Source organism: Nocardioides sp. (assembly GCF_031397825.1).
In the GTDB taxonomy this organism is placed as follows: Bacteria; Actinomycetota; Actinomycetes; order Propionibacteriales; family Nocardioidaceae; genus Nocardioides.
In genome coordinates, this window is record NZ_JANNML010000082.1 from 1 (window position 1) to 19,137 (window position 19,137).

Annotated in this window: 22 protein-coding genes and 1 tRNA gene; 8 read left to right on the forward strand and 15 right to left on the reverse strand. The window is 70.5% G+C overall.

Going from position 1 to position 19,137, the window contains the following annotated elements:
* Positions 1–608: 608 nt before the first annotated feature.
* Together RMN98_RS06915 and RMN98_RS06920 are read left to right on the forward strand one after the other, a co-directional pair.
* On the forward strand, positions 609–935 hold the full coding sequence (locus RMN98_RS06915; RefSeq protein ID WP_309648075.1) for a multidrug efflux SMR transporter: 327 nt from the start codon (positions 609–611) through the stop codon (positions 933–935).
* 1 nt (position 936) lies between these two features.
* On the forward strand, positions 937–1,557 hold the full coding sequence (locus RMN98_RS06920) for a TetR family transcriptional regulator (protein ID WP_309648076.1): 621 nt from the start codon (positions 937–939) through the stop codon (positions 1,555–1,557).
* A gap of 401 nt (positions 1,558–1,958) precedes the next feature.
* Here RMN98_RS06920 and RMN98_RS06925 read toward each other — a convergent pair.
* The 6 genes from RMN98_RS06925 to RMN98_RS06950 all read right to left on the reverse strand — a co-directional run bounded on the left by RMN98_RS06925 (position 1,959) and on the right by RMN98_RS06950 (position 7,609).
* A tRNA-Met gene (locus RMN98_RS06925) sits at positions 1,959–2,032 on the reverse strand.
* Positions 2,033–2,079: 47 nt separating this feature from the next.
* Complete coding sequence (locus RMN98_RS06930) at positions 2,080–5,106, reverse strand: UPF0182 family protein (protein WP_309648077.1); 3,027 nt, start codon at positions 5,104–5,106, stop codon at positions 2,080–2,082.
* On the reverse strand, positions 5,103–5,672 hold the full coding sequence (locus tag RMN98_RS06935) for a PPA1309 family protein (RefSeq protein WP_309648078.1): 570 nt from the start codon (positions 5,670–5,672) through the stop codon (positions 5,103–5,105). The genes RMN98_RS06930 and RMN98_RS06935 overlap by 4 nt, the downstream gene beginning before the upstream one ends.
* Entirely contained in the window at positions 5,669–6,718 is a 1,050-nt protein-coding gene (locus RMN98_RS06940; protein ID WP_309648079.1) for a PDZ domain-containing protein, read from the reverse strand. Before RMN98_RS06940 ends, RMN98_RS06935 begins: the two co-directional genes overlap by 4 nt.
* A gap of 48 nt (positions 6,719–6,766) precedes the next feature.
* Positions 6,767–7,132, reverse strand: coding sequence for a hypothetical protein (locus tag RMN98_RS06945; RefSeq protein WP_309648080.1), 366 nt, complete (start codon positions 7,130–7,132; stop codon positions 6,767–6,769).
* 36 nt (positions 7,133–7,168) lie between these two features.
* The gene (locus RMN98_RS06950) at positions 7,169–7,609 is read right to left on the reverse strand and encodes a molybdenum cofactor biosynthesis protein MoaE (protein WP_309648081.1); all 441 of its coding nucleotides are present in this window, start codon (positions 7,607–7,609) and stop codon (positions 7,169–7,171) included.
* Positions 7,610–7,652: 43 nt separating this feature from the next.
* Between RMN98_RS06950 and RMN98_RS06955 the strand changes: the two genes are divergently transcribed.
* Together RMN98_RS06955 and RMN98_RS06960 are read left to right on the forward strand one after the other, a co-directional pair.
* Positions 7,653–8,975, forward strand: a complete 1,323-nt coding sequence (locus tag RMN98_RS06955; protein WP_309648082.1) for a zinc-dependent metalloprotease — start codon at positions 7,653–7,655, stop codon at positions 8,973–8,975.
* Complete coding sequence (locus RMN98_RS06960; protein ID WP_309648083.1) at positions 8,972–9,520, forward strand: NUDIX domain-containing protein; 549 nt, start codon at positions 8,972–8,974, stop codon at positions 9,518–9,520. The genes RMN98_RS06955 and RMN98_RS06960 overlap by 4 nt, the downstream gene beginning before the upstream one ends.
* A 6-nt stretch (positions 9,521–9,526) precedes the next feature.
* Here RMN98_RS06960 and RMN98_RS06965 read toward each other — a convergent pair whose 3' ends face one another.
* From RMN98_RS06965 to RMN98_RS06975, 3 genes are all read right to left on the reverse strand, one after another.
* Positions 9,527–10,048, reverse strand: coding sequence for a M48 family metallopeptidase (locus RMN98_RS06965; protein ID WP_309648084.1), 522 nt, complete (start codon positions 10,046–10,048; stop codon positions 9,527–9,529).
* 9 nt (positions 10,049–10,057) lie between these two features.
* Positions 10,058–11,098 (reverse strand): PHP domain-containing protein, encoded by a 1,041-nt coding sequence (locus tag RMN98_RS06970; protein WP_309648085.1) that lies wholly within the window; start codon positions 11,096–11,098, stop codon positions 10,058–10,060.
* A gap of 326 nt (positions 11,099–11,424) precedes the next feature.
* On the reverse strand, positions 11,425–12,219 hold the full coding sequence (locus RMN98_RS06975; protein ID WP_309648086.1) for an enoyl-CoA hydratase-related protein: 795 nt from the start codon (positions 12,217–12,219) through the stop codon (positions 11,425–11,427).
* Between the two features lie 203 nt (positions 12,220–12,422).
* On the opposite strand from RMN98_RS06975, the gene RMN98_RS06980 reads away from it, so the two are divergent.
* Together RMN98_RS06980 and RMN98_RS06985 are read left to right on the forward strand one after the other, a co-directional pair.
* Positions 12,423–12,581 carry a DUF5679 domain-containing protein gene (locus RMN98_RS06980; RefSeq protein WP_091115022.1) on the forward strand — a complete coding sequence of 53 codons (159 nt, stop codon included), beginning with the start codon at positions 12,423–12,425 and terminating at the stop codon, positions 12,579–12,581.
* Between the two features lie 143 nt (positions 12,582–12,724).
* Complete coding sequence (locus RMN98_RS06985; protein WP_309648087.1) at positions 12,725–13,612, forward strand: hypothetical protein; 888 nt, start codon at positions 12,725–12,727, stop codon at positions 13,610–13,612.
* Positions 13,613–13,617: 5 nt separating this feature from the next.
* On the opposite strand, the gene RMN98_RS06990 is transcribed toward RMN98_RS06985, so the two are convergent.
* The 5 genes from RMN98_RS06990 to RMN98_RS07010 form a co-directional block, all read right to left on the reverse strand.
* Entirely contained in the window at positions 13,618–13,791 is a 174-nt protein-coding gene (locus RMN98_RS06990; RefSeq protein WP_309648088.1) for a hypothetical protein, read from the reverse strand.
* A 140-nt stretch (positions 13,792–13,931) separates the two neighbouring features.
* On the reverse strand, positions 13,932–14,129 hold the full coding sequence (locus RMN98_RS06995) for a hypothetical protein (RefSeq protein ID WP_309648089.1): 198 nt from the start codon (positions 14,127–14,129) through the stop codon (positions 13,932–13,934).
* 47 nt (positions 14,130–14,176) lie between these two features.
* Positions 14,177–14,518, reverse strand: coding sequence for a WhiB family transcriptional regulator (locus RMN98_RS07000; RefSeq protein WP_309648090.1), 342 nt, complete (start codon positions 14,516–14,518; stop codon positions 14,177–14,179).
* Between the two features lie 140 nt (positions 14,519–14,658).
* On the reverse strand, positions 14,659–14,886 hold the full coding sequence (locus RMN98_RS07005) for a hypothetical protein (protein ID WP_309648091.1): 228 nt from the start codon (positions 14,884–14,886) through the stop codon (positions 14,659–14,661).
* A 188-nt stretch (positions 14,887–15,074) separates the two neighbouring features.
* Complete coding sequence (locus RMN98_RS07010) at positions 15,075–17,132, reverse strand: ATP-dependent DNA helicase UvrD2 (protein WP_309648092.1); 2,058 nt, start codon at positions 17,130–17,132, stop codon at positions 15,075–15,077.
* A 74-nt stretch (positions 17,133–17,206) separates the two neighbouring features.
* Here RMN98_RS07010 and RMN98_RS07015 point away from each other — a divergent pair, with 74 nt between their 5' ends.
* On the forward strand, positions 17,207–17,452 hold the full coding sequence (locus RMN98_RS07015; protein ID WP_309648093.1) for a mycoredoxin: 246 nt from the start codon (positions 17,207–17,209) through the stop codon (positions 17,450–17,452).
* A gap of 1 nt (position 17,453) precedes the next feature.
* On the opposite strand, the gene nudC is transcribed toward RMN98_RS07015, so the two are convergent.
* Positions 17,454–18,365, reverse strand: coding sequence for an NAD(+) diphosphatase (nudC, locus tag RMN98_RS07020; protein ID WP_309648094.1), 912 nt, complete (start codon positions 18,363–18,365; stop codon positions 17,454–17,456).
* Positions 18,366–18,396: 31 nt separating this feature from the next.
* Between nudC and deoD the strand changes: the two genes are divergently transcribed.
* A complete protein-coding gene (gene deoD / locus RMN98_RS07025; protein WP_309648095.1) occupies positions 18,397–19,131 on the forward strand; it encodes a purine-nucleoside phosphorylase in 735 nt (244 codons plus the stop codon).
* The last annotated feature ends 6 nt before the right edge of the window (positions 19,132–19,137 follow it).

Below are 19,137 nucleotides of genomic sequence, written 5' to 3' on the forward strand. Positions count from 1 at the left end.
TCGCCCTGATCGACAACTGCTCCTGCGCATGCAGCCGCCGGATCTCAGCCCAGTCCTCCACTGTCATCACCCAATCCATCGTGGTCGGGTGGCCTACTTTTCGAAGAGCGCTACTGGCCTAGTTTTCGAGGAGCGTCGACAAGCTGCCGAACTCAAGGCCCCACATCGCTGCGCGCCGTCCGGCCGGGATGTGGGGGGACCTCCTCCTTGAGGTAGACGGAAACCCGCCATGCTCCCGCGTTGCACTGGCCGGGCAGCTCGCAGCAACAACCCATTGCCACAACGTCTACGGCGAGGCACCCGGTCGGGTCGCTAACCACCACCATCCCCCCGCAGTTGTCGTCGCACGAGATGATCCGAGCCACACGCAGTCGGGGCCACGACGGCAGAGCTGGCGGTGATCACCGGCACCCGCCTCTTCGCCCACGAAGAGAGGCCCGCCGAGGTAGCGGCCGCGCTGCTGCCTGTCCTCTTGCCCGAAGGGCCAGTTCGAAGCTCAAACAGGGGCAGCCCTCCGCGGGTGCTCGCCCGCGGCCCTGACGGAGCAAGAATGCGTGCCCCCCACGCTTCTGCTAAAGTGGTACGCCCGTACCAATAAGGAGGTCGCAATGGCCTGGGCGCTGATAGTCATCGCCGGACTGCTCGAGACCGGATTCGCGGTAGCGCTGAAGTCGAGCGCTGGTTTCAGCCGACTTGTTCCCAGTCTCCTGTTCCTGGTGTTCGCCGCCGGCAGCTTCACCCTGCTCAGCATCGGGCTCAGGACGCTGCCTGTCGGCGCGGCCTATGCCGTGTGGACCGGGATCGGCGCCGCGGGTACCGCGTCCTACGGAATCTTCTTCCTCGACGAGTCCAGCGAAGTGTGGAAACTGGTGTCGATCGGACTGATAGTCGCCGGTGTCGTAGGTCTTCAGCTCACCAGCGGCGAGGCTCATTGACGTGGCCAAGGTCAGCAGAACCGCGCGCCGCATCTCAGCGAAGGGTCAACAGCGCAGGCAATCCATCATCACCGCAGCCAGTGAGCTCCTGTTGGAACAGGGGTTCTCTGCGGTGAGCCACCGAACGGTGGCCGACCGCGCCAGGATCCCGCTCGCGGCCACCACCTACTACTTCTCCTCGCTGGAAGACCTCATGGGCGAGGCACTCCACGAACTTGCACGAGGCTGGACGGCGCAGGCGAACGCCGCGGTGGAGGCCCTACCGGCTCGACTGGGCAGCACACAGGAGGTAGTGGCGGCCATCCTCAGCATCATGGTTCTCTCCCCCACGGATCGAACGGCCACGGACTCCGCGTCACTGCTGGTGTTCTACGAGCGCTATCTCGAATCGGCGCGACACCCCCACCTGCGTGACGCCGTCCGAACCTTCAACGCGCAACTTGACGAGCTGATCATCCAGATCCTGGCACGTGCCGACCTTCCTCCTGGACTGGAGTCCGCACGGCTCGTCCTCGCAGTAGCCGACGGAGCGCTGCTGCGGGCGGTGGCGGAGGGTGCGGCGGTCAACACCGTCGCCCCAACGATCCATCAGCTCGTCGAACAACTCCAGCAATGCCGATAGCTCAAGCAGTGCCGCGGATTGAAGTTACCGGACGGTTGGGTCTGCCCAGACTTGCGTTGACACCTGACCTGTGAGGACTCGTCCCACACTGGACGGCGCCTCCGCGCCGAACCCTCGTCACCCTGATCGGGGCACTCGGTTGCTTTCTCAATGACCCAGAGGTCAGGGCCCCAGATGCCGCCAAAATGACGTCCCCACAGGGCCCAGCTCGTCTCCGGACGTCCCGGCGCATCCAGATTCGTGTACGACGGCACGCTCAGCTCGTGGCCCAGCCGCTGGACGCCGCGACTACCCTCGCCCGCGCCGACTGCTTACAGATGCGGACAACCAGCGGTCGAGAAGCGCCAAAGGCGGCTCCCGGATCTCTCCGAAAACCGCCTCTGACCTGGTGTTTCTCTTTGTAGCGGGGGCAGGATTTGAACCTGCGACCTCTGGGTTATGAGCCCAGCGAGCTACCGAGCTGCTCCACCCCGCGTCGGTGAACACAACGTTAATGCATGCGGGGTGAGGCAACAAATCGGGCTACTGGGCAGCACCTTCCGTCGCCCCGTCGGTGGCCCCGTCGGTGGCCCCGCTGGCCGTGTCGCCACCCGTCGAGCCGGTCGCGCCGCCCGGTCGGGTGTTGGCGAGGGCGACCGCGTCGGAGATGAGCTGACGGGCCTCCTGGACCTTCTCGGCGTAGGTGACGGGGTCACCGTCGGTCAGTGCCTGGTCGGCGTCAGCGAAGGCAGCCTCGGCCTGGGCCAGCAGGTCACGGATCTGCTGGTTGATGGTCTGGGTCGGCTCCGGGTCGCCCGGGTTGCCCGGGTCCGGCTCGGGGACGGTCGGGTCGGTGACCGTCTCGGGGTCGACGTTGAGGGCGTCGGCCAGGGCCGCCGTCATCGTGGCGCCGATGCCGACCTCGTCCCCGTAGGAGACGAGGACGAAGCGCAGGATCGGATAGCTCGACGTGGAGCCGGCGCGCACGGCGTAGACCGGCTCCACGTAGATGAGCCCGTCCTGGACCGGCAGGGTCAGCAGGTTGCCGAAGAGCGGCGGCGACTGACCCGACTGGAAGGGCAGCAACGCCTCGCGGACGTTGTCGTCGTTGCTGAACTCGTTGGCGATCAGGCCGGGGCCCTTGGTGTTCTGGTCGGTCAGCTCGCGCACCGTGATCTTGCCGTAGTCGGGCGACGTGGCGTCGGAGTTGACCGACACGAAGGACGCCAGGTTGCTGCGGCCGAACGGCACGAACGTCGAGGTCAGGGACCAGGTCTCCTGCGACGTCGTCGCGCCCTCGGCACCCACCGTCTCGTCGACGAAGAGGCGGTAGGGAGGCTGCAGGTCACCCTGGCTGTTGGGGTCCTCGGGCACCTCCCAGCGGTCGTCACCCTGGTACCACGCGGTCTCGTCGGTGATGTGGTAGCGGGCGTACTGGTAGCGCTGCACCTTGAAGAGGTCCTCGGGGTAGCGCAGGTGCTCCATCAGCTCGTCCGAGATCTCGGACTTGGCGACCACCGTGTCGGGGAAGGCCCCCATCCACGCCTTCAGGATCGGGTCCTCCTCGTCCCACTCGTAGAGCGTGACGGTGCCGTCGTAGGCGTCGACCGTGGCCTTGACCGCGTTGCGCATGTAGTTGATCTCGTCGGTCGGCAGCGTCGCCAGTCCGGTGGTGTTCTGCAACGAGTCCTGGGTCATGGTCTCGAAGGACTCACGCTCGGCGCTCGCGTAGCGGTCGGTGGTCGTGTAGCCGTCGACGATCCAGACGACCTTGCCGTCCACGACTGCCGGGTAGACGTCGTCGTCGATGGTGAGCCACGGCGCGACCTTCTCGACCCGCTCGCGCGGGGTGCGGTTGTAGAGCACCTGGCTGTTCTCGTGGACACGACCCGACAGCAGGAAGTTGGGCTCGCCGAACTTCACCGCGTAGAGCAGCTGACGGAAGGTGGAGCCGATGTCGACACCGCCCTCGCCGTCGTACGTCGTGGTCTGGTCCTCGTCCTGGTTGGGACCGGCCAGGCTCAGCTCGACGCTGGCCGAGCCCTCGGACTGCTTGCCGACGACGGAGTAGTCGGGGCTGTCCTCGCCGAAGTAGATCCGGCTCTCGTAGTCGCCCGTGGCCTGGCTGAGCGCGTCCTGGCGACTGCCGTCGGGGTTGGTCTGGTTGCCCTCGGCCCACTGGATGTCGGTGCCGGGGCTGTTGTCGTCGGAGCCGCGCTGGTTGGCGTAGGCGGCGATGACGCCGTTGCCGTGGGTGTAGACGGTGTGCAGGTTGGACCAGTTCTGGTCGCCGGCGTTGAGGCCCGACTGGTCGAGCTCGCGCACGCCGAGCACGAGGGCCCGGTCGATGCCGTCGATCTCGTAGCGGTCGACGTCGAGCACGTCAGCGACCGAGTAGTAGGCACGACCTTGCTGGTTCTGCTCGAAGGTCTGGCGCACCAGCTGGGGGTCCACCAGCGGCACGGAGGCCGACTCGGCACTGAGCGTGCCGGCGGCGTCGGCGTTGGCCGTGGAGTTGCTGGTGTAGGCCTCGCTGTCGATCGACTCGAGGTCGTAGGCCTCCCGTGTGGCGGCGATGTTGGCCGCGATGTACTTCGCCTCGCGGTCGGCCTCGGAGGGCTTGACCTGGAACTGCTGGACGATGCCGGGCCAGATCATCCCGAGCAGGATCGCCGACAGGGCGAGCAGAGCGAGGCCGACCGACGGCAGCGTCCAGGTGCGGCGCCAGACGTTGAGGAAGAAGAGCACCGCGCAGATCAGCGCGATCCCCATCAGGATGCCTTTGGCGGGGAGCACGGCGTTCTCGTCGGTGTAGGTGATGCCGGTGATGAGGCGCCCGCCCTGGTTGACCAGGTCGAAGCGGTCGAGGTAGTAGTCCCCGGCCTTGGCCAGCACGAAGAACCCAAGCAGGACCGAGAGCTGGACCTGGGCGGCACCGGAGAGCCGGTCGCGGCTCGCCTGGAGCCGCACGCCGCCGTAGAGGTAGTGCGTGACCCCGGCCGCGATGAGCCCGACGACCAGGGCGGCCATCGTGAAGTCGACCATGAAGTGCAGCCAGGGCAGGTCGAAGACGTAGAAGCCGATGTCGCGCTTGAAGTAGGCGTCGGTGGTGCCGAACTCCTGGGAGTTGCGCCACAGCATCCAGGTGCGCCACTGACCGGCTCCGGAGGTGCCGGCGAAGATGCCCAGCACCACCACGATGCCGATGACCAGCCATGTGCGGATGGGGGTGACGGCGTCGCGGTAGCGGTCGAGGTTGGTCTGCTCCGGCGACGAGGGTCTGAAGAGCGGCCGGAAGCGGTAGGCCAGGACGATGTTGACGGCCACGATCACCGCCATCAAGGCCCCGAAGCCGAGGAACAGCCCGGTGCGGGTCCAGAAGAGGGTGCTGAAGACGCTGCCGTAGCCGGCGGCGGTGAACCACAACCGGTCGGTGTAGAGCGCAGAGAACGTCGTGAGCCCGAAGAAAGCGACGATGACGACGACCGCGGTGATCACCAACGCGCGGGAACGCCGAGACGTCGACCTCGGGGTCGTGTCGCGTGGGTCGTCGTCGAACAGCTCGCTCACTCGTTCTCCTCTTGTTCTGACGGTTCATCCGCCAGTGTCGCGCTCAGCAGTCCCAGCAGACCGGGGACCAGGTCGATGCCCCCGACGACGGATTGGTCGTCGTCGTGAGCACGCAGCCTCAATGCACAGTACGTAGAACCGCCGCGAGTAGTTCCCGCGACGATGCGAACTTCCTGGCGGTCCGGGTGCTCGCGGGCGAACTTCTGGGCCGCTGCCTGGTCCTCGGGGAGGTCGTCATCGACGTCCGGAGGCAGCACCAGCCGCTCCACGACCGCAGCGCAGCCGTGGACCCCGGGCGGCCACACGATGGACTCCAGGGCCCGCTCGAGCTCCACCGCAGGGTCGAGCTGGTCCTGCTCGATCGCGGTCAGGGAGCCCTGCTCGGAGGAGTGGTCCAGCCCCATCATCGAGGCCAGGGCCGGCTCGTGCTCGACCAGCCGGGCCGTCGGCACCAGCGCGTAGAGGCGGGCCGGCTGGTCCCACCCGCCCTCGGCGATGTGGCTCTCGATCTCGAGCACGGCCGAGGCCAGCGCCGGGTCGGCGTCGAGAGGGTCGGTCAGGCTCATGAGGCGTCCTCGCAGGAGGGCAGGTCGGCATCGGGATCCTCGACCCAGTCCTGGATCGCCTTCAGCGCGATGGGCATCGTGGTCGCCTTCACCAGGCGCATGTCGTCGTTGTTGGCACCGAGGGCCTCCTCGCAGTTGTCCGGCGGCACCAGGAACAGCTCGGCGCCGTCGTCGCGGGCGCCGGCGATCTTCTGCTGGATCCCGCCGATCGGGCCGACCGTGCCGTCACCGGCGATCTCGCCGGTGCCGGCCACGACCTTGCCCCCGGTGAGCGAGCCAGGTGTGAGCGTGTCGTAGATCGCGAGGGAGAACATCAGCCCGGCGCTCGGTCCCCCGATGGCGGGGTCGATGTTGACCCGAACGTCGAAGGGGAAGAGGTAGCCGATGCCCGGCGTGATGCCGATGCGCAGCTCCCCGTCGACCTTGCGCGGGACGATCGAGACGTCGTAGTCGGTGCGCACCCGTCGTACCTTGAAGTCGACCGCCTCCCCCGGCTCGGCGCCGTTGATGGCATCGACCAGCTGCTGGGGGTCCTTCAAGGGCCTTCCGTCGACCTCGAGGAGGATGTCGCGCACCAGCAGCTTGCCCTCCGAGGGTGATCCGGGCTCCACGAACGCGACCTCGACGGCGGACGTGGGCTGGTAGCCGAGCTGGCGCAGCGCCACCGCCGTCGCGGCGTCCTGGGAGGTCACCATCGAGACCGCCCCCTCGCGGTCGTTGGACTCGGGCGTCTCGTCCTCGCCGTAGACCGCGTCGTACGGGTAGACCGCGTCGTCGGACTTGGCCCACACGAGCATCAGGTCGAAGAGGTTCTTGCGCAGCTTGGGCACCGAGACCAGGACCGTGGTCATGCGCAGCTGACCGTCGTCGCGGTAGGTCTTGGCACCGTCGACCTGGATGATCTCCGCTCCGGCGTCCTCCGCGAGCACGTCGACGGTGTAGCCCGGCGCGTAGGTCACGTAGGGAAGCGGCAGGAAGGCCGCCGTGACGAGGAGCGCGAGCACCAGCGGTCCCGCGATCAACGCGGCGATCAGGCGCTGGCTCATGGCGCCCACCCTCTCATCCCCGCCAAGCACCGCAGGGAGGGGATCAGGTCAGGACACCCGTCGCTGGGGCTGCTCGTCCGGCGGCTCGAAGGCCGGCCGATCGGCGGGCGGATCGGCGACCACGGCCTGCTGGACGGGCGGCGCGACGGGCGCCGGGGCCGGCCGCGGCGCGCTTGCGCGCGAGGGTCGTACGGCGATCCCCGTGCTGCGGTCGGGCTGACGCGTCGGAGCATCCGCGGGGCGGCCGGTCGCTCGGCCCGGGACCGGTCTGCTCCGCTCGAGCGCCTCGCCCAGTCGGCGTACGGCGACGTCGCGATCGACCTCGCCGCGCCCCTCACGCCCCAGCCAGCTCACCCACACCATGGCGACGACCGTCACCACGGCGGGCGGGACGAGCCAGAGCAGGATCTCCATACCCGTCAGGGTAGGTCTCCGAGCGGGCCGATCAGGCTAGGGCGCGCCGACCCATTCCTCGGTGCCGTCGGCGAACGCCTGGTGCTTCCAGATCGGCACCTCGGCCTTGAGGGTGTCGATCAGCGCGCGCGAGGCGTCGAATGCTTGACCGCGGTGCGAGGCGGCCGTGGCGACGATCACCGCGATGTCGCCGATGTCGAGGTGACCGACCCGGTGCACCGCCGCGACCCCGTGGACGGGGTGGTCCGCGGCGACCTGCTCGCACACGGCGCGCAGCCGCTCGAGGGCGGTGGGATGCGCGGAGTAGTCGAGTCCCTGGACGTCCTTGCCCCCGTCGTGGTCGCGCACGCGACCGACGAACACGGTGACCCCGCCGTCGGTGGGATCGTCGAGCACGGCCATGACCTCGTCGATGCTGAGGGGGGTGTCCCGGATCTCCACGAGACGCACGACGGATGCGCTGACGGATTCACTCACGGGCCGACCTTACGACCTTGCCGGTTCGCAGTAACGTGGACTCATGAGCACAGGATCAGGAAGCGGCTCCGGCGAAGGGCCCGACGACGCCCAGAATCCCTTCAAGGGCACGCCGTTCGAGCAGTTCTTCTCCGGAGGCATGCCCGGGCTGGGCGGCGCCGGTGGGGCGATGCCGGACCTGCAGGCGCTCTTCGGCCAGATCCAGGCGATGATGCAGCCCTACGACGGCGCCCTGAACTGGGAGGTCGCCGAGGACATCGCCCGCAAGTCCGTGGCCCAGTCCCCCGACCCGACGCCCTCGCAGCGCGAGAAGGACGCGGTCGCCGACGCGGTCCGCCTGGCCGACCACTGGCTGGACGAGGCCACCGGCTTCCCCTCGGCGGTCACCACGACCGCCGCCTGGAGCCGCGCCGACTGGATCGTGCAGACCCTCGAGGTGTGGAAGGTGCTCGTCGAGCCCGTCGCCGAGCAGTCGGTCAAGGGCGTCAGCGCAGCGCTGCCGCCCGAGGCACAGGCTGCGGCCGGTCCGATCCTCGGCATGCTCGGCAAGGCGATCGGCGCCATGCTCGCCAACCAGGTCGGCGCCGCCCTGGGCGGTCTGGCCGGTGAGGTCCTCACCGCCTCCGACATCGGTCTTCCCCTCAGCGCTCCCGGCCGAGCGGCGCTCGTGCCGGCCAACGTCACGGCTTTCGCCGAGGGCCTCGACGTCTCCGAGGACGACGTCGTCCTCTACCTCGCGCTGCGCGAGGCCGCCCACCAGCGCCTCTTCGCCAGCGTCCCGTGGCTGCGCGACCACCTGCTGGGTGCGGTCAAGGACTACGCCGGCGGCCTCGAGATCAACGCCGAGGGCCTCCAGAGCCGCATCGAGGAGCAGATGCGCGGCATCGACCCGAGCAACCCCGAGTCCCTGCAGCAGCTCATCGAGGGCGGCCTCTTCGACCTGCCCAAGTCGCCCGCCCAGCAGGCGGCGCTCGAGCGGCTCGAGATCGCGTTGGCACTCGTCGAGGGCTGGGTCGACGAGGTCGTCGGCCAGGCCACCGAGTCCCGCATGCCCGCGGCCACCCGCCTCCAGGAGGCCGTACGCCGACGGCGTGCCGCCGGCGGTCCCGCCGAGGAGACCTTCGCCGCCCTGGTCGGGCTCGAGCTGCGCCCGCGCCGGCTCCGCGACGCCTCGACGCTGTGGGGCTCGCTGCGCACCCGCCAGGGCACCGAGGCCCGCGACGGGGTCTGGACCCACCCCGACCTGCTGCCCACCTCGGCCGACCTCGACGACCCGCTGGGCTTCCGCGAGGACGCCGCCGCCCCCGAGAGCCTGACCGAGGACGACTTCGACGCCGAGCTGCGCAAGCTGCTCGACGGCGAGTGACCCTCCACGGCGACGCGCTCGGCTCCCTGCGTGGCTGGCCGGCGCCGACGTCCGCGCAGGACGTGGTGCGTCGGCGTTATGTCGAGCACCTCGAGGCGCGCCCGGACGCGATGACGCGGGAGTGCCGGCCCGACCACCTGACGGCCAGCACGCTGGTGCTCAGCGCCGACCACAGCCACGTGCTGCTGACCCTGCACGCCAAGGCCCGCCGGTGGTTCCAGTTCGGCGGCCACTGCGAGCCGGGCGACACCACGCTCGCCGGGGCCGCGCTGCGGGAGGCGACCGAGGAGTCCGGTCTCGCCGACCTGGTGCTCGACCCGGTCCCGGTCCAGCTGAGCGAGCACGCCGTGCCGTTCTGCGGCGAGGGCCCCGACGGTCCGGTGCACCACCTCGACGTGCGCTTCGTGACGGTCGCGCCCGCCGACGCCCACCACGAGGTCAGCGACGAGTCGCTCGCCGTGGGCTGGTGGCCCGTCGACGCGCTCCCCGACCCGGACCCCGACCTCGTCGAGCTGATCTCCCTGGCCCTGGTGCGGGTCTCGTAGACCGGGTCAGTCCGTGCCCGGCGGCGGTTCCATCTTCACGGCCGCCGACCACCCCTCGAGGTAGCCCTTGGCCTTGTCGGCCTGCGGGTAGCGGTCGACCCAGCCCCAGAACGCCACGTCGTGGCCCGCCTCGAGGAGGTGGGCCAGCTCGTGGACCAGCACGTAGTCGATCACCCAGCCCGGCATCCCCTGGAGACGCACGGAGAGCCGGATCGAGCGGTCACCGGGCGTGCACGAGCCCCATCGGCTGTTCTGGTTGTCGACCCAGCGCACCGACTCGGGCACCGCCAGGCCGCCGAGGTAGTCGTTGCTCAAGCGCCACGCCCGCTCGCGCAGGTCGTCGTCGCTGAGCTGACGGCGCTGCTCGGAACGCTCGATACGCTCCACCATCGTCTCGACCCACTCGGCCTCCTCACGTCGGGTGAGCGTGGCCGGGATCAGCACCACGATGCGGTCGCCGTCGCGGTAGGCGGACACCGTGCGGCGGCGCCGCTTGCTGCGGCGCACCTCCACCTCGGGCTGTCCCATGGAGGGAATCTACTTGCGCGCCCAGCTCAGGAGGCGCTCCTGCGACCACGTGTTGACGATGCGATCCGGATCGATCCCGGCCGCCTCGGCACGCGCGCAGCCGAGCACCAGGAAGTCGAGCTGCCCGGGCGCGTGGGCGTCGCTGTCGATGGAGAACACGCAGCCGAGGTCGCGGGCGAGCTCGAGCAGCTGTGTCGGCGGGTCACGACGCTCGGGCCGGGAGTTGATCTCGATCGCCACGTCGTTCTTGGCGCACGCCTCGAAGACCGCCCGGGCGTCGAACTGCGACTGCCCGCGCACTCCCCGCCCACCCGTGACGAGGCGGCCGGTGCAGTGCCCGAGGACGTTGGTGCGGGGGTTGCGGACCGCACTGACCATCCGGCGCGTCATCTCGCGCGTGTCCATGGCGAGCTTGGAGTGCACGCTGGCGACGCGCACGTCGAGCCGGTCGAGCAGCTCGTCGGTCTGGTCGAGCGAGCCGTCGTCGAGGATGTCGACCTCGATGCCCTTGAGCAGGGTGAAGCCGCTGCCGGCGAGGTGGGCGTTGACCGCGTCGACGACGTCGAGCTGGCGGGTGAGCCGCTCGGCGCTCAGGCCGTGAGCGACCCGCAGCCGCGGCGAGTGGTCGGTGAGCACGAGGTAGTCGTGGCCGAGCTCGATCGCGGTGAACGCCATCTCCTCGATGGGCGAGCCGCCGTCGGACCAGTCGGAGTGGGAGTGCAGGTCGCCGCGCAGCTGCGAGCGCAGCTCGTCGCCGACGCCGCCGTCGGTCAGCGGTCCGGCCAGCTCGCGCTCGGCCTTGGCCAGCCGCTCCGGCACCTCCCCGCGCACCGCCGCCGCCACGACCTTCGCCGAGCTCGCGCCGATGCCGGGCAGGTCGGTCAGCGTGCCCTCGGCGACGTGGCGCCCCAGCTCGTCGGACGACAGCGGCAGGACCGTCGCGGCGGCCCCGCGGAACGCCTTGACCTTGTAGGTGTCCTCCCGCGCCCGCTCGAGCAGGAAGGCGATCCGGCGCAGCGCGGCGACCGGCCCGGCGTCGTACGTCGTCATGCGGCTCGCCTCCTCGACGGATCCATCTTTCCTCCACAGCCCGTGGACGACCATTGTGGCTGGTCAGGGCGTCGTACGACGGAGTCCCGGGCGTGTCCTCCACAGGCTTCTCCCGTCATTGCAGCCCTTTCTCCACGGGTGACGCCCGTTCTGCACACAGTTATCCACAGGCCCGTCCACAGGCTCCGCCGCGGAGACGTTGACCCGGGACGGGACGGGTCCTAGCGTTCGGGACAGACGAGGCCCCCGGGCCGCCGGTCGACGTTCGCAAGGGGAAGGCAAACGTCGTGCCGGTGGGCCGGGGGCCTCTTCTCGCTCGCGCGTGCTCAGCGGCCGGTGAAGACCGCGGGGCGCTTCTCCTGTGCGGCACGGATCCCCTCCTGGAGGTCCGCGGTCGCGAGCGTGATGGGCTGGGCCATCGCCTCCCACTGCAGGCAGGCCTCGACGTCCTGGTGGCCACCGTCGGCCAGTGCGAGCTTGGTCAGCCTGCTCGCGATCGGCGCGGTGGCGGCGATCCCGCGGGCGACCTCGAGTGCGTCCTCGAGGAAGGTCTCACGCTGCATCACCCGCGACACCAGACCCAGCGCCTGGGCCTCCTGGCCCTCGACGACACGGCCCGTGAGCAGCAGGTCCTTGGCGGCTGCCTCCCCGACGACGTGCGGGAGCAGGTAGGTGCCGGCCATGCCCGGGTGCATGCCGAGCTTGACGAAGGGCAGGCCCATCTTGGCGCCGGTGGCCGCGAGGCGCAGGTCGCAGGCCAGCGCCATGCAGAGGCCGGCGCCGATGGCGGCGCCGTTGATCGCCGCGATCGTCGGGACCTCGAGCCGGCGGATCGAGAGCCACGCACGGTAGAACGCCAGCATGCGGGTGCGCAGGTGGTCGACCGACGCGTCGGGCTCCGACGCGATCCAGCTGGTGTTGCCACCGGAGCAGAAGGCAGAGCCCTCCCCCGTGACGACGACCGCGCGCACCGAGGCGTCACCAGCCAGCTCGTCGATGGCCGAGACCCAGGAGGTGGTCATCTCGTCGGACATCGCGTTGCGCATGTCGGGGTTGTCCAGGACCAGCAGGGCGACGCCCTCGGAGGGGCGCTCGAGGCGCAGGTGGGTGAGCTCAGTCATGGGCCGACCCTACTGAGCGGGGCGCCGGCGCGCCGTGAGGGGCTTCACGGGCGATTTCAGGCGCGCGGGGCGCCTAGTGCGCCTGCGCGCCCTCGTGTCGTAGGGTCGCATCGGCTCATGGGCACCCGTCCACGAGCTTCCGACGGGCTTCCCCACCGATCCCCGTCGCGACGACCGAGTGAAAACTAGTCAAGGAGGCCGTCATGGCGGAGACCTGGAGCGGCGAGTTCTACTGCGTGAAGTGCAAGGAGAAGCGCGAGGCGGAGGGCGAGGTCAAGGTCAACGACAAGGGCACCCGCATGGCCAAGGCCGTGTGCCCCGTGTGCAGCACCAACCTCAACCGCATTCTCGGCAAGGCCTGAGTTTCTAGCACCGCGCACCACATGCTTCGCGGCGGCGTCCCCCCTCACGGGTGGCGCCGCCGCTGGCATGTCCGGGCACCCACGTCCCTGCGGCCTGTGGAGGAGCACCGCCGTCCAGCGCCTGACGGTGCGAGGGTGGCCCGATGGCACACCCACCTCCCCTCGCCGGGCTGCCGGAGCACCTCGCGCTGAGGCCCGGCGTCGCCGTGGCCCGCCACGACGACCACCGCCTCCAGGTGGGGATCGACCCACCCCAGCGGGTCGTCGTGGCCGACGTGCCGGCGGTGCGACGCCTCCTGGACGCGCTCGTCGGGTCGCAGGCCGTGCCGGTGCCGGACGAGCACACCTGGCCCGTGCTGCGTCGCCTGTGGGAGGCGGGCCTGCTCGTCGACGGCCGGGCCGTCGCCGCATCGGCAGCCCTCGGCCCCCCGGCCGCGGTGCGAGCGGCCTGGGCGCAGGTCGGTCCCGAGGCTGGGGACCGCCTCGCGGCGCGGGCGGCTGCCCGAGTGCGCGTGCTGGCCGAGGACGAGGCCCGCGCCGACGTGGCCCGCCTGTTGCACGCCTCCGGGGTGCAGGTGGTCGAGAACGGCGCTGCGGACGTCTGGCTGGTCGCCCACGACGGTGAGGTCCCCCGCGCCTGGGTGGACGACCTGGTGCGCGAGGGTGTCGCGCACCTGCTGCTCGCCGGTGCCTGCGGCTCGGTGGTCGTGGGGCCGTTCGTCCTGCCGGGCGTGACCGCCTGCCTGCGCTGCCTCGACGCCCACCGGGCGGAGGCCGACCCTCGTCGCGCCCTCGTGGTCGAGCAGGTCGTGGCTCGCCCGACCGCGGTCGTGCGTGACCCCGCGCTGCACGCCATGGCGCTCGCGTGGGCGGCGCGCGACGTGGTGCGGTTCGTCGAGGGCGCCCAGCCCTCGACCTGGTCGACGTCCTTCGACCTGGGACCGCTCGTGGCGCCGGTGGGCCGCCTGTGGAGCCGGCACCCGCACTGCGGCTGCTCCTGGGACGAGGCCCTGCTGGGGCGCGCGGGCTGACGCCCTCACCAGTGCTCGGCGTCGAGCTTGCCCTCCATCGAGCGCAGGTGCTCGCGCGAGCACGCTGGGCAGTAGGCGACCGGCTGGCCGCGCTCGACGGCCGTGGACCAGGTCAGCGCCGCCTCGCCGTCAGCCTCGTCGCCAGCCTCGTCACGGCCGCAGAAGTCACAGGTGCGCACAGGGTCAACCTAGGGGTTGGCCCCTCTGCGGGCACGGGCCGGACATGGGCGAGAGCCGGGCACGACGAGGAATCGTCGTGCCCGGCTCCCGTGGTCACCCGCGATCAGGGTGAGGGTGATCGGGGTCGATCACCCGGGTCCTACAGAGCGCGAGCGAGGGCGAGGCGGGCCTGCTGCGCTGCCCGCTCAGCCTTGCGGCTGAGCCGGGCGGCACGGGCAACACGGTTGCCCCTGCGCAACTGCTGCGCCTCTCCCAGGCGCGCGCTCATCTGCGCGCGGGCCAGGTCTTCGTGCATCAAGTGACTCATGTCGGTGCTCCGGTTCAGGAAAAGGGTCATGTGAAGGGTGTGCTCCGAAAAGGTGCGTTGGTCGGGATGGCGAGCGCTTACGCGGCCGCCTCGTTCTTGCGGGGCCGTCCACGGGGACGCTTGCGGGGGATCACTACTCCTTGCAGGAACAGCTCACCTCCCCAGACGCCCCAGGGCTCACGCCGGTCGAGAGCTCCGCTGAGGCACAGTGCCTGGACGGGACAGTCCTGGCAGAGGGCCTTGGCGAACTCCACGTCGCTCGGTGACTCTGCGAACCACAGCTCGGGGTCGTTCACCCGGCAGGGCAGCAGGTCGTGGGCGACGTGACCGGCCTGGTCGTGCAGCAGACCCAGGGACAGGTCGGGCTGCTCGCTCTCCGAGAGAGCCCCAGCAGTGCGGTCGAGAACGCTGATGGTCATCATTTCACCTCCTTCTCGGTGACCTGATCGCGGTGCAGGTTGGTGCGGGTGCGAGATCTGGGCCTGGGTGCGAGAAACACAAAGGCCGCGGATCCCTGGGTGGGATTCCGCGGCCTGGAGGTGCCGGTCTGGTTGCTAGCTCAGACGGGTGGACTCCAGGCGTGGACTCCCGGGACGTAGGCGGCGAGGCCCATGTGTCCCTGGGGTGCGACGGCGCGCAGACGTGCGACGACCGGGATGCGGCGATCGACAGCGCGCTGGCCCGTCACCCAGGTGGTGCCGAGGACGACGTGGCCGCACACGGGCATGCCAAAGTCGGACGCGGTCGTCTGGATGGACGGGTTCGTCGTGATGATGTTGGTGATCATGCGGGCCACCTCCTTCGGATCTTCAGGCGCCGACCTTGTCAGGGCCGTGGTGCGCGATTTGCTTGGTGACGGAAAGTTACCCCGCCCGCAATGTCATGAGCAAACGATTTTATGACTATTTCCAAGATTTCTTTCCACCCCGTTCTCGAACGGCCTCTCAGGGGGTCCCGAGGCCGCCCGGTAGCTCGCTAGTCCATCAGTGCGAGGACGTCGTCGCCGTAGCGCTCGACCTTGGAGGGACCGACCCCGCTGATGCTCAGCAGGTCGGCCTCCGAGCGCGGCTTGTGCTCGGCGATCAGCTGGAGGGTCGCATCGGTGAACACGACGAACGCCGGCACCTCGTCGTCGCCGGCCCGCGCCTTGCGCCACTCGCGCAGTCGCTCGAACAGGGCCTCGTCGTAGGAGGCCGGACAGTCGGCGCACCGGCCGCGCTTCTTCTCGGGGCCGGTGCGTAGTGGCTTGCCACACTCGCGACAGCTGGCCACCTTGCGACCGGCCGGAGTCGCCCGCTCGGCGCGTGACTCGGCCGGCAGCAACGGGTCGAGGAAGCGCGACGGCTTGCGACGCGCGGCCTGACCGGGGTTGCGGGCCTGGGCCCAGGACAGGGCGAGGTCGAGGCGGGCGCGCGTCATGCCGACGTAGAGCAGGCGGCGCTCCTCCTCGATCGCGGCCGGGGTGTCGGCGTAGGTGATCGGGAGCGTGCCGTCCTGGAGCCCGCAGAGGAAGACCGAGTCCCACTCGAGGCCCTTGGCGGCATGGAAGGTCGCGAGGGTGACGCCCTCGGCGACGGGGGCGTGCTGCTCGGCGGCGCGGCGGTCGAGGTCGTCGACGAAGGCCCCCAGCGTGGCGCCGTCGGCGCGGGCGAACTCCTCGGCCTGGCTGACCAGGGCCTGCCAGGACTCCCAGCGGTCGCGGGTCTGGCCGCGCGAGCCCGGGGCCTCGACGGTCCAGCCCATGCCGGCCAGGGTCGCCTTGACGGTGTCGACCAGGCCGTCGTCGCCTGCCTCCCCCGAGCGGGCCGTGCCACGGATGCGGGTGACGGCCTCGCGGACCTCGGGCCGGTCGAAGAAGCGGGCCGCGCCCCGGATGACGTAGGGGATCGCGAGGTCGGACAGGGCCTCCTCGTAGGCCTCGGACTGCGCGTTGATGCGGAAGAGCACCGCCACCTCGGACAGCGGACGCCCCTGGTCGCGCAGGGCCTGGATGCGCCCGGCGATCTTCTGCGCCTCGGCGACCTCGTCGGGGGCGGGGGTGTAGGTCACGGCGGGACCGGCCGGTCGCTGGGCGCGAAGCTCGACGCCCTTGCTGGTCGAGCGGGCGAGCAGCGTGTTGGCAGCCGTGACGATCTGCGGGGTGGAGCGGTAGTTGCGGACCAGCTCGATCGAGGTGGCCTGGGGGAACTTGGCCGTGAAGCCGGTGAGGTAGTCGGCGTTGGCGCCGGCGAAGGAGTAGATCGTCTGCGCCGGGTCACCGACGACGCAGATCTCGTCGCGCCCGCCCAGCCAGAGGTCGAGCAGCGCCGACTGGAGGGGCGAGACGTCCTGGAACTCGTCGACGACGAACCACTTGTACTGCCGACGCACCTGGGCGGCGACGCGCTCGTCCTCGGCGAGGATCCCGGCGGTGAGGAGCAGCACGTCCTCCATGTCCATGCGTCCCTGGTCGCGCTTGACCTCCTCGTAGGCAGCGAACACCCGACCCACCGAGTCGGGGGCCTGGCCCGTCACCGAGCGCCCGCGCTGCTCGGCGATGCGGGCGTAGTCGTCGGGCTGGACGTTGCTGACCTTGGCCCACTCGACCTCGGAGGCGAGGTCGCGCAGCAGCGCCTGGTCGGCGTTGAGCCGCTGGCGGCGGGCGGCCGTGGCGAGCAGGCCGATCTTGGACTCGATGATGCTGGGCAGCTCGGTGCCGTGGACGTGGGGCCAGAAGTAGCGCAGCTGGCGCAGCGCTGCCGAGTGGAAGGTGCGTGCCTGGACCGCGCCCGCGCCGAGCTGGCGCAGCCGCCCCCGCATCTCCCCTGCCGCGCGGGTGGTGAACGTGACCGCCAGGACCTCCGAGGGTGCGTAGACGCCGCTGTGGACGCCGTGGGCGATGCGGTGGGTGATAGCCCGGGTCTTGCCCGTCCCGGCACCGGCGAGGACCCGCACCGGACCGCGCAGCGTCTCGGCCACCCGGCGCTGCTCGGGGTCGAGCGCGGAGAGCAGGTCGGCGGCGCTGTCGGCGCCCCTCTCGGTGTCCTGCGACATCGTGGAACAACTCCTGGTGCGAGGTGGTTGGATCGGGTGAACACGACCCTAGACGGCGGAGGCGACAGTCCCAGATGAGCAGCTTCACGATGTACACGACCCCCTGGTGCGGCTACTGCCACCGGCTCAAGAGCCAGCTCGACCGTGAGGGGATCACCTACGACATCGTCGACATCGAGCAGCAGCCTGACGCAGCCCTGATCGTCGAGTCGGCCAACAACGGCAACCAGACGGTGCCGACCCTGGTCTACTCCGACGGCACCGCTCAGACCAACCCGTCCCTGGCGGAGGTCAAGGAGAAGGTCGCCTCCCTGGCGTAGGTCACCAGCTGCCGGGGAGCGGACCGCCGTACCAGTGCTCGATCAGGGACCGGCTGATCGAGACGCCGCCGGGCAGCAGGAGCGTCCCGGCCTCGGCCTGCTCGCGCATCTCGGCGCGGGTGAACCAGGCCGCCTCCTCGATCTCGTCCTGGTCGACCTCGATCGTGGTGGACTCGGCGCGGCCGATCATCGCGAGCATCAGGCTGGCCGGCAGCGGCCAGGGCTGGTTGCCGAAGTAGGTGACGTCGCCGACCTGGACGCCGACCTCCTCGGCGACCTCACGTCGTACGGCGTCCTCGAGGGTCTCCCCCGGCTCGCAGAAGCCGGCGAGGGTGGAGAAGCGGCCCTCGGGCCAGACCGACTGCCGCCCCAGCAGGCAGCGCTCGTCGTCGCTGCCGGGCTCGCCGGAGGTCACGAGCATGATGACCGCGGGGTCGGAGCGCGGGAACTGCGGCTTGCCGCACTGCGTGCAGTGCAGCTCGTGGCCGGCCGCGGCAGGGACGAGCGAGCCCCCGCAGCGGGGGCAGAAGCGGGTCGCCCAGTGCCACTCCGCGAGACCGAGGGCGTGGAGGACCAGCGGCGCCATGTCGGTCGAGCCGCCCGCGAGGGCCGGCAGCAACCCGCGCAGCGGGAACCACTCCCCCTGCTCGGCCTTGGCCAGGGCGCCGTCGGCGAGGACGGCGAACCACGTCTCGTCGTCGCGCTCGCCCAGCAGCACCCGCACACCGTCGGGCGCCTGCTCGGGGCTGGTCCACCCGATCGCGCCGTCGCGCGGTCGCACCCGGGTCCCGGACACCACGAGCACCCGCGTGCGTGGGTCGGACCAGCGCTCGTCCAGCCAGGCGTCGTCCTTGCGGCGCAGGCCGGAGCGGTCGTGAGCGGGCGTCGAGAGCCGGAGGTGGGGATGAGTCACGGACCCGAAGTTAGTCCTAGGGTCATGAGGCATGAGCACCCACATCGGCGCCGCCCGCGGCGACATCGCTCCCCTCGTCCTGATGCCCGGCGACCCGCTGCGCGCCCAGTGGATCGCCGAGACGTTCCTCGACGACGCCCGCTGCTACACGCAGGTGCGCGGCATGCTCGGCTTCACCGGCACCTGGCAGGGGCAGCCGGTCTCGGTGCAGGGCAGCGGGATGGGCCAGCCGTCGCTGGCGATCTACGTCAACGAGCTGTTCACCGACTACGACGTGGCGTCGGTGATCCGGGTCGGCTCCTGTGGCGCGCTGACCGAGCGTGTCGCGGTGCGTGACCTGGTCATCGCCTCCGGCGCGTGCACCGACTCCTCGATGAACCGGATCGCCTTCGAGGGCCTCGACTACGCCCCTGTGGCCGACTTCGGGCTGTTGCGCGACGCGGCGGCCACCGCCGAGGCACGGGCCGCGGTCGCTGGCCCGGGTGGTCCGGCCGTGCACGTGGGGCTGATCTTCAGCAGCGACTCGTTCTACGCCGCGCGGCCCGAGCTCACCGCGCGGATGGTCGACTACGGCGTGCTGGCCGTCGAGATGGAGGCGGCCGCGCTCTACACGCTGGCCGCCAAGCACGGCCGGCGCGCCCTGGCGATCTGCACCGTCTCCGACCACGTGGTCACCGGCGAGGAGACCTCGGCGCACGAGCGCGAGCAGACCTTCGGCGAGATGGTCGAGATCGCGCTGGCGGCCGGGGGCGCTTCCGGGGCATAGCCGCGA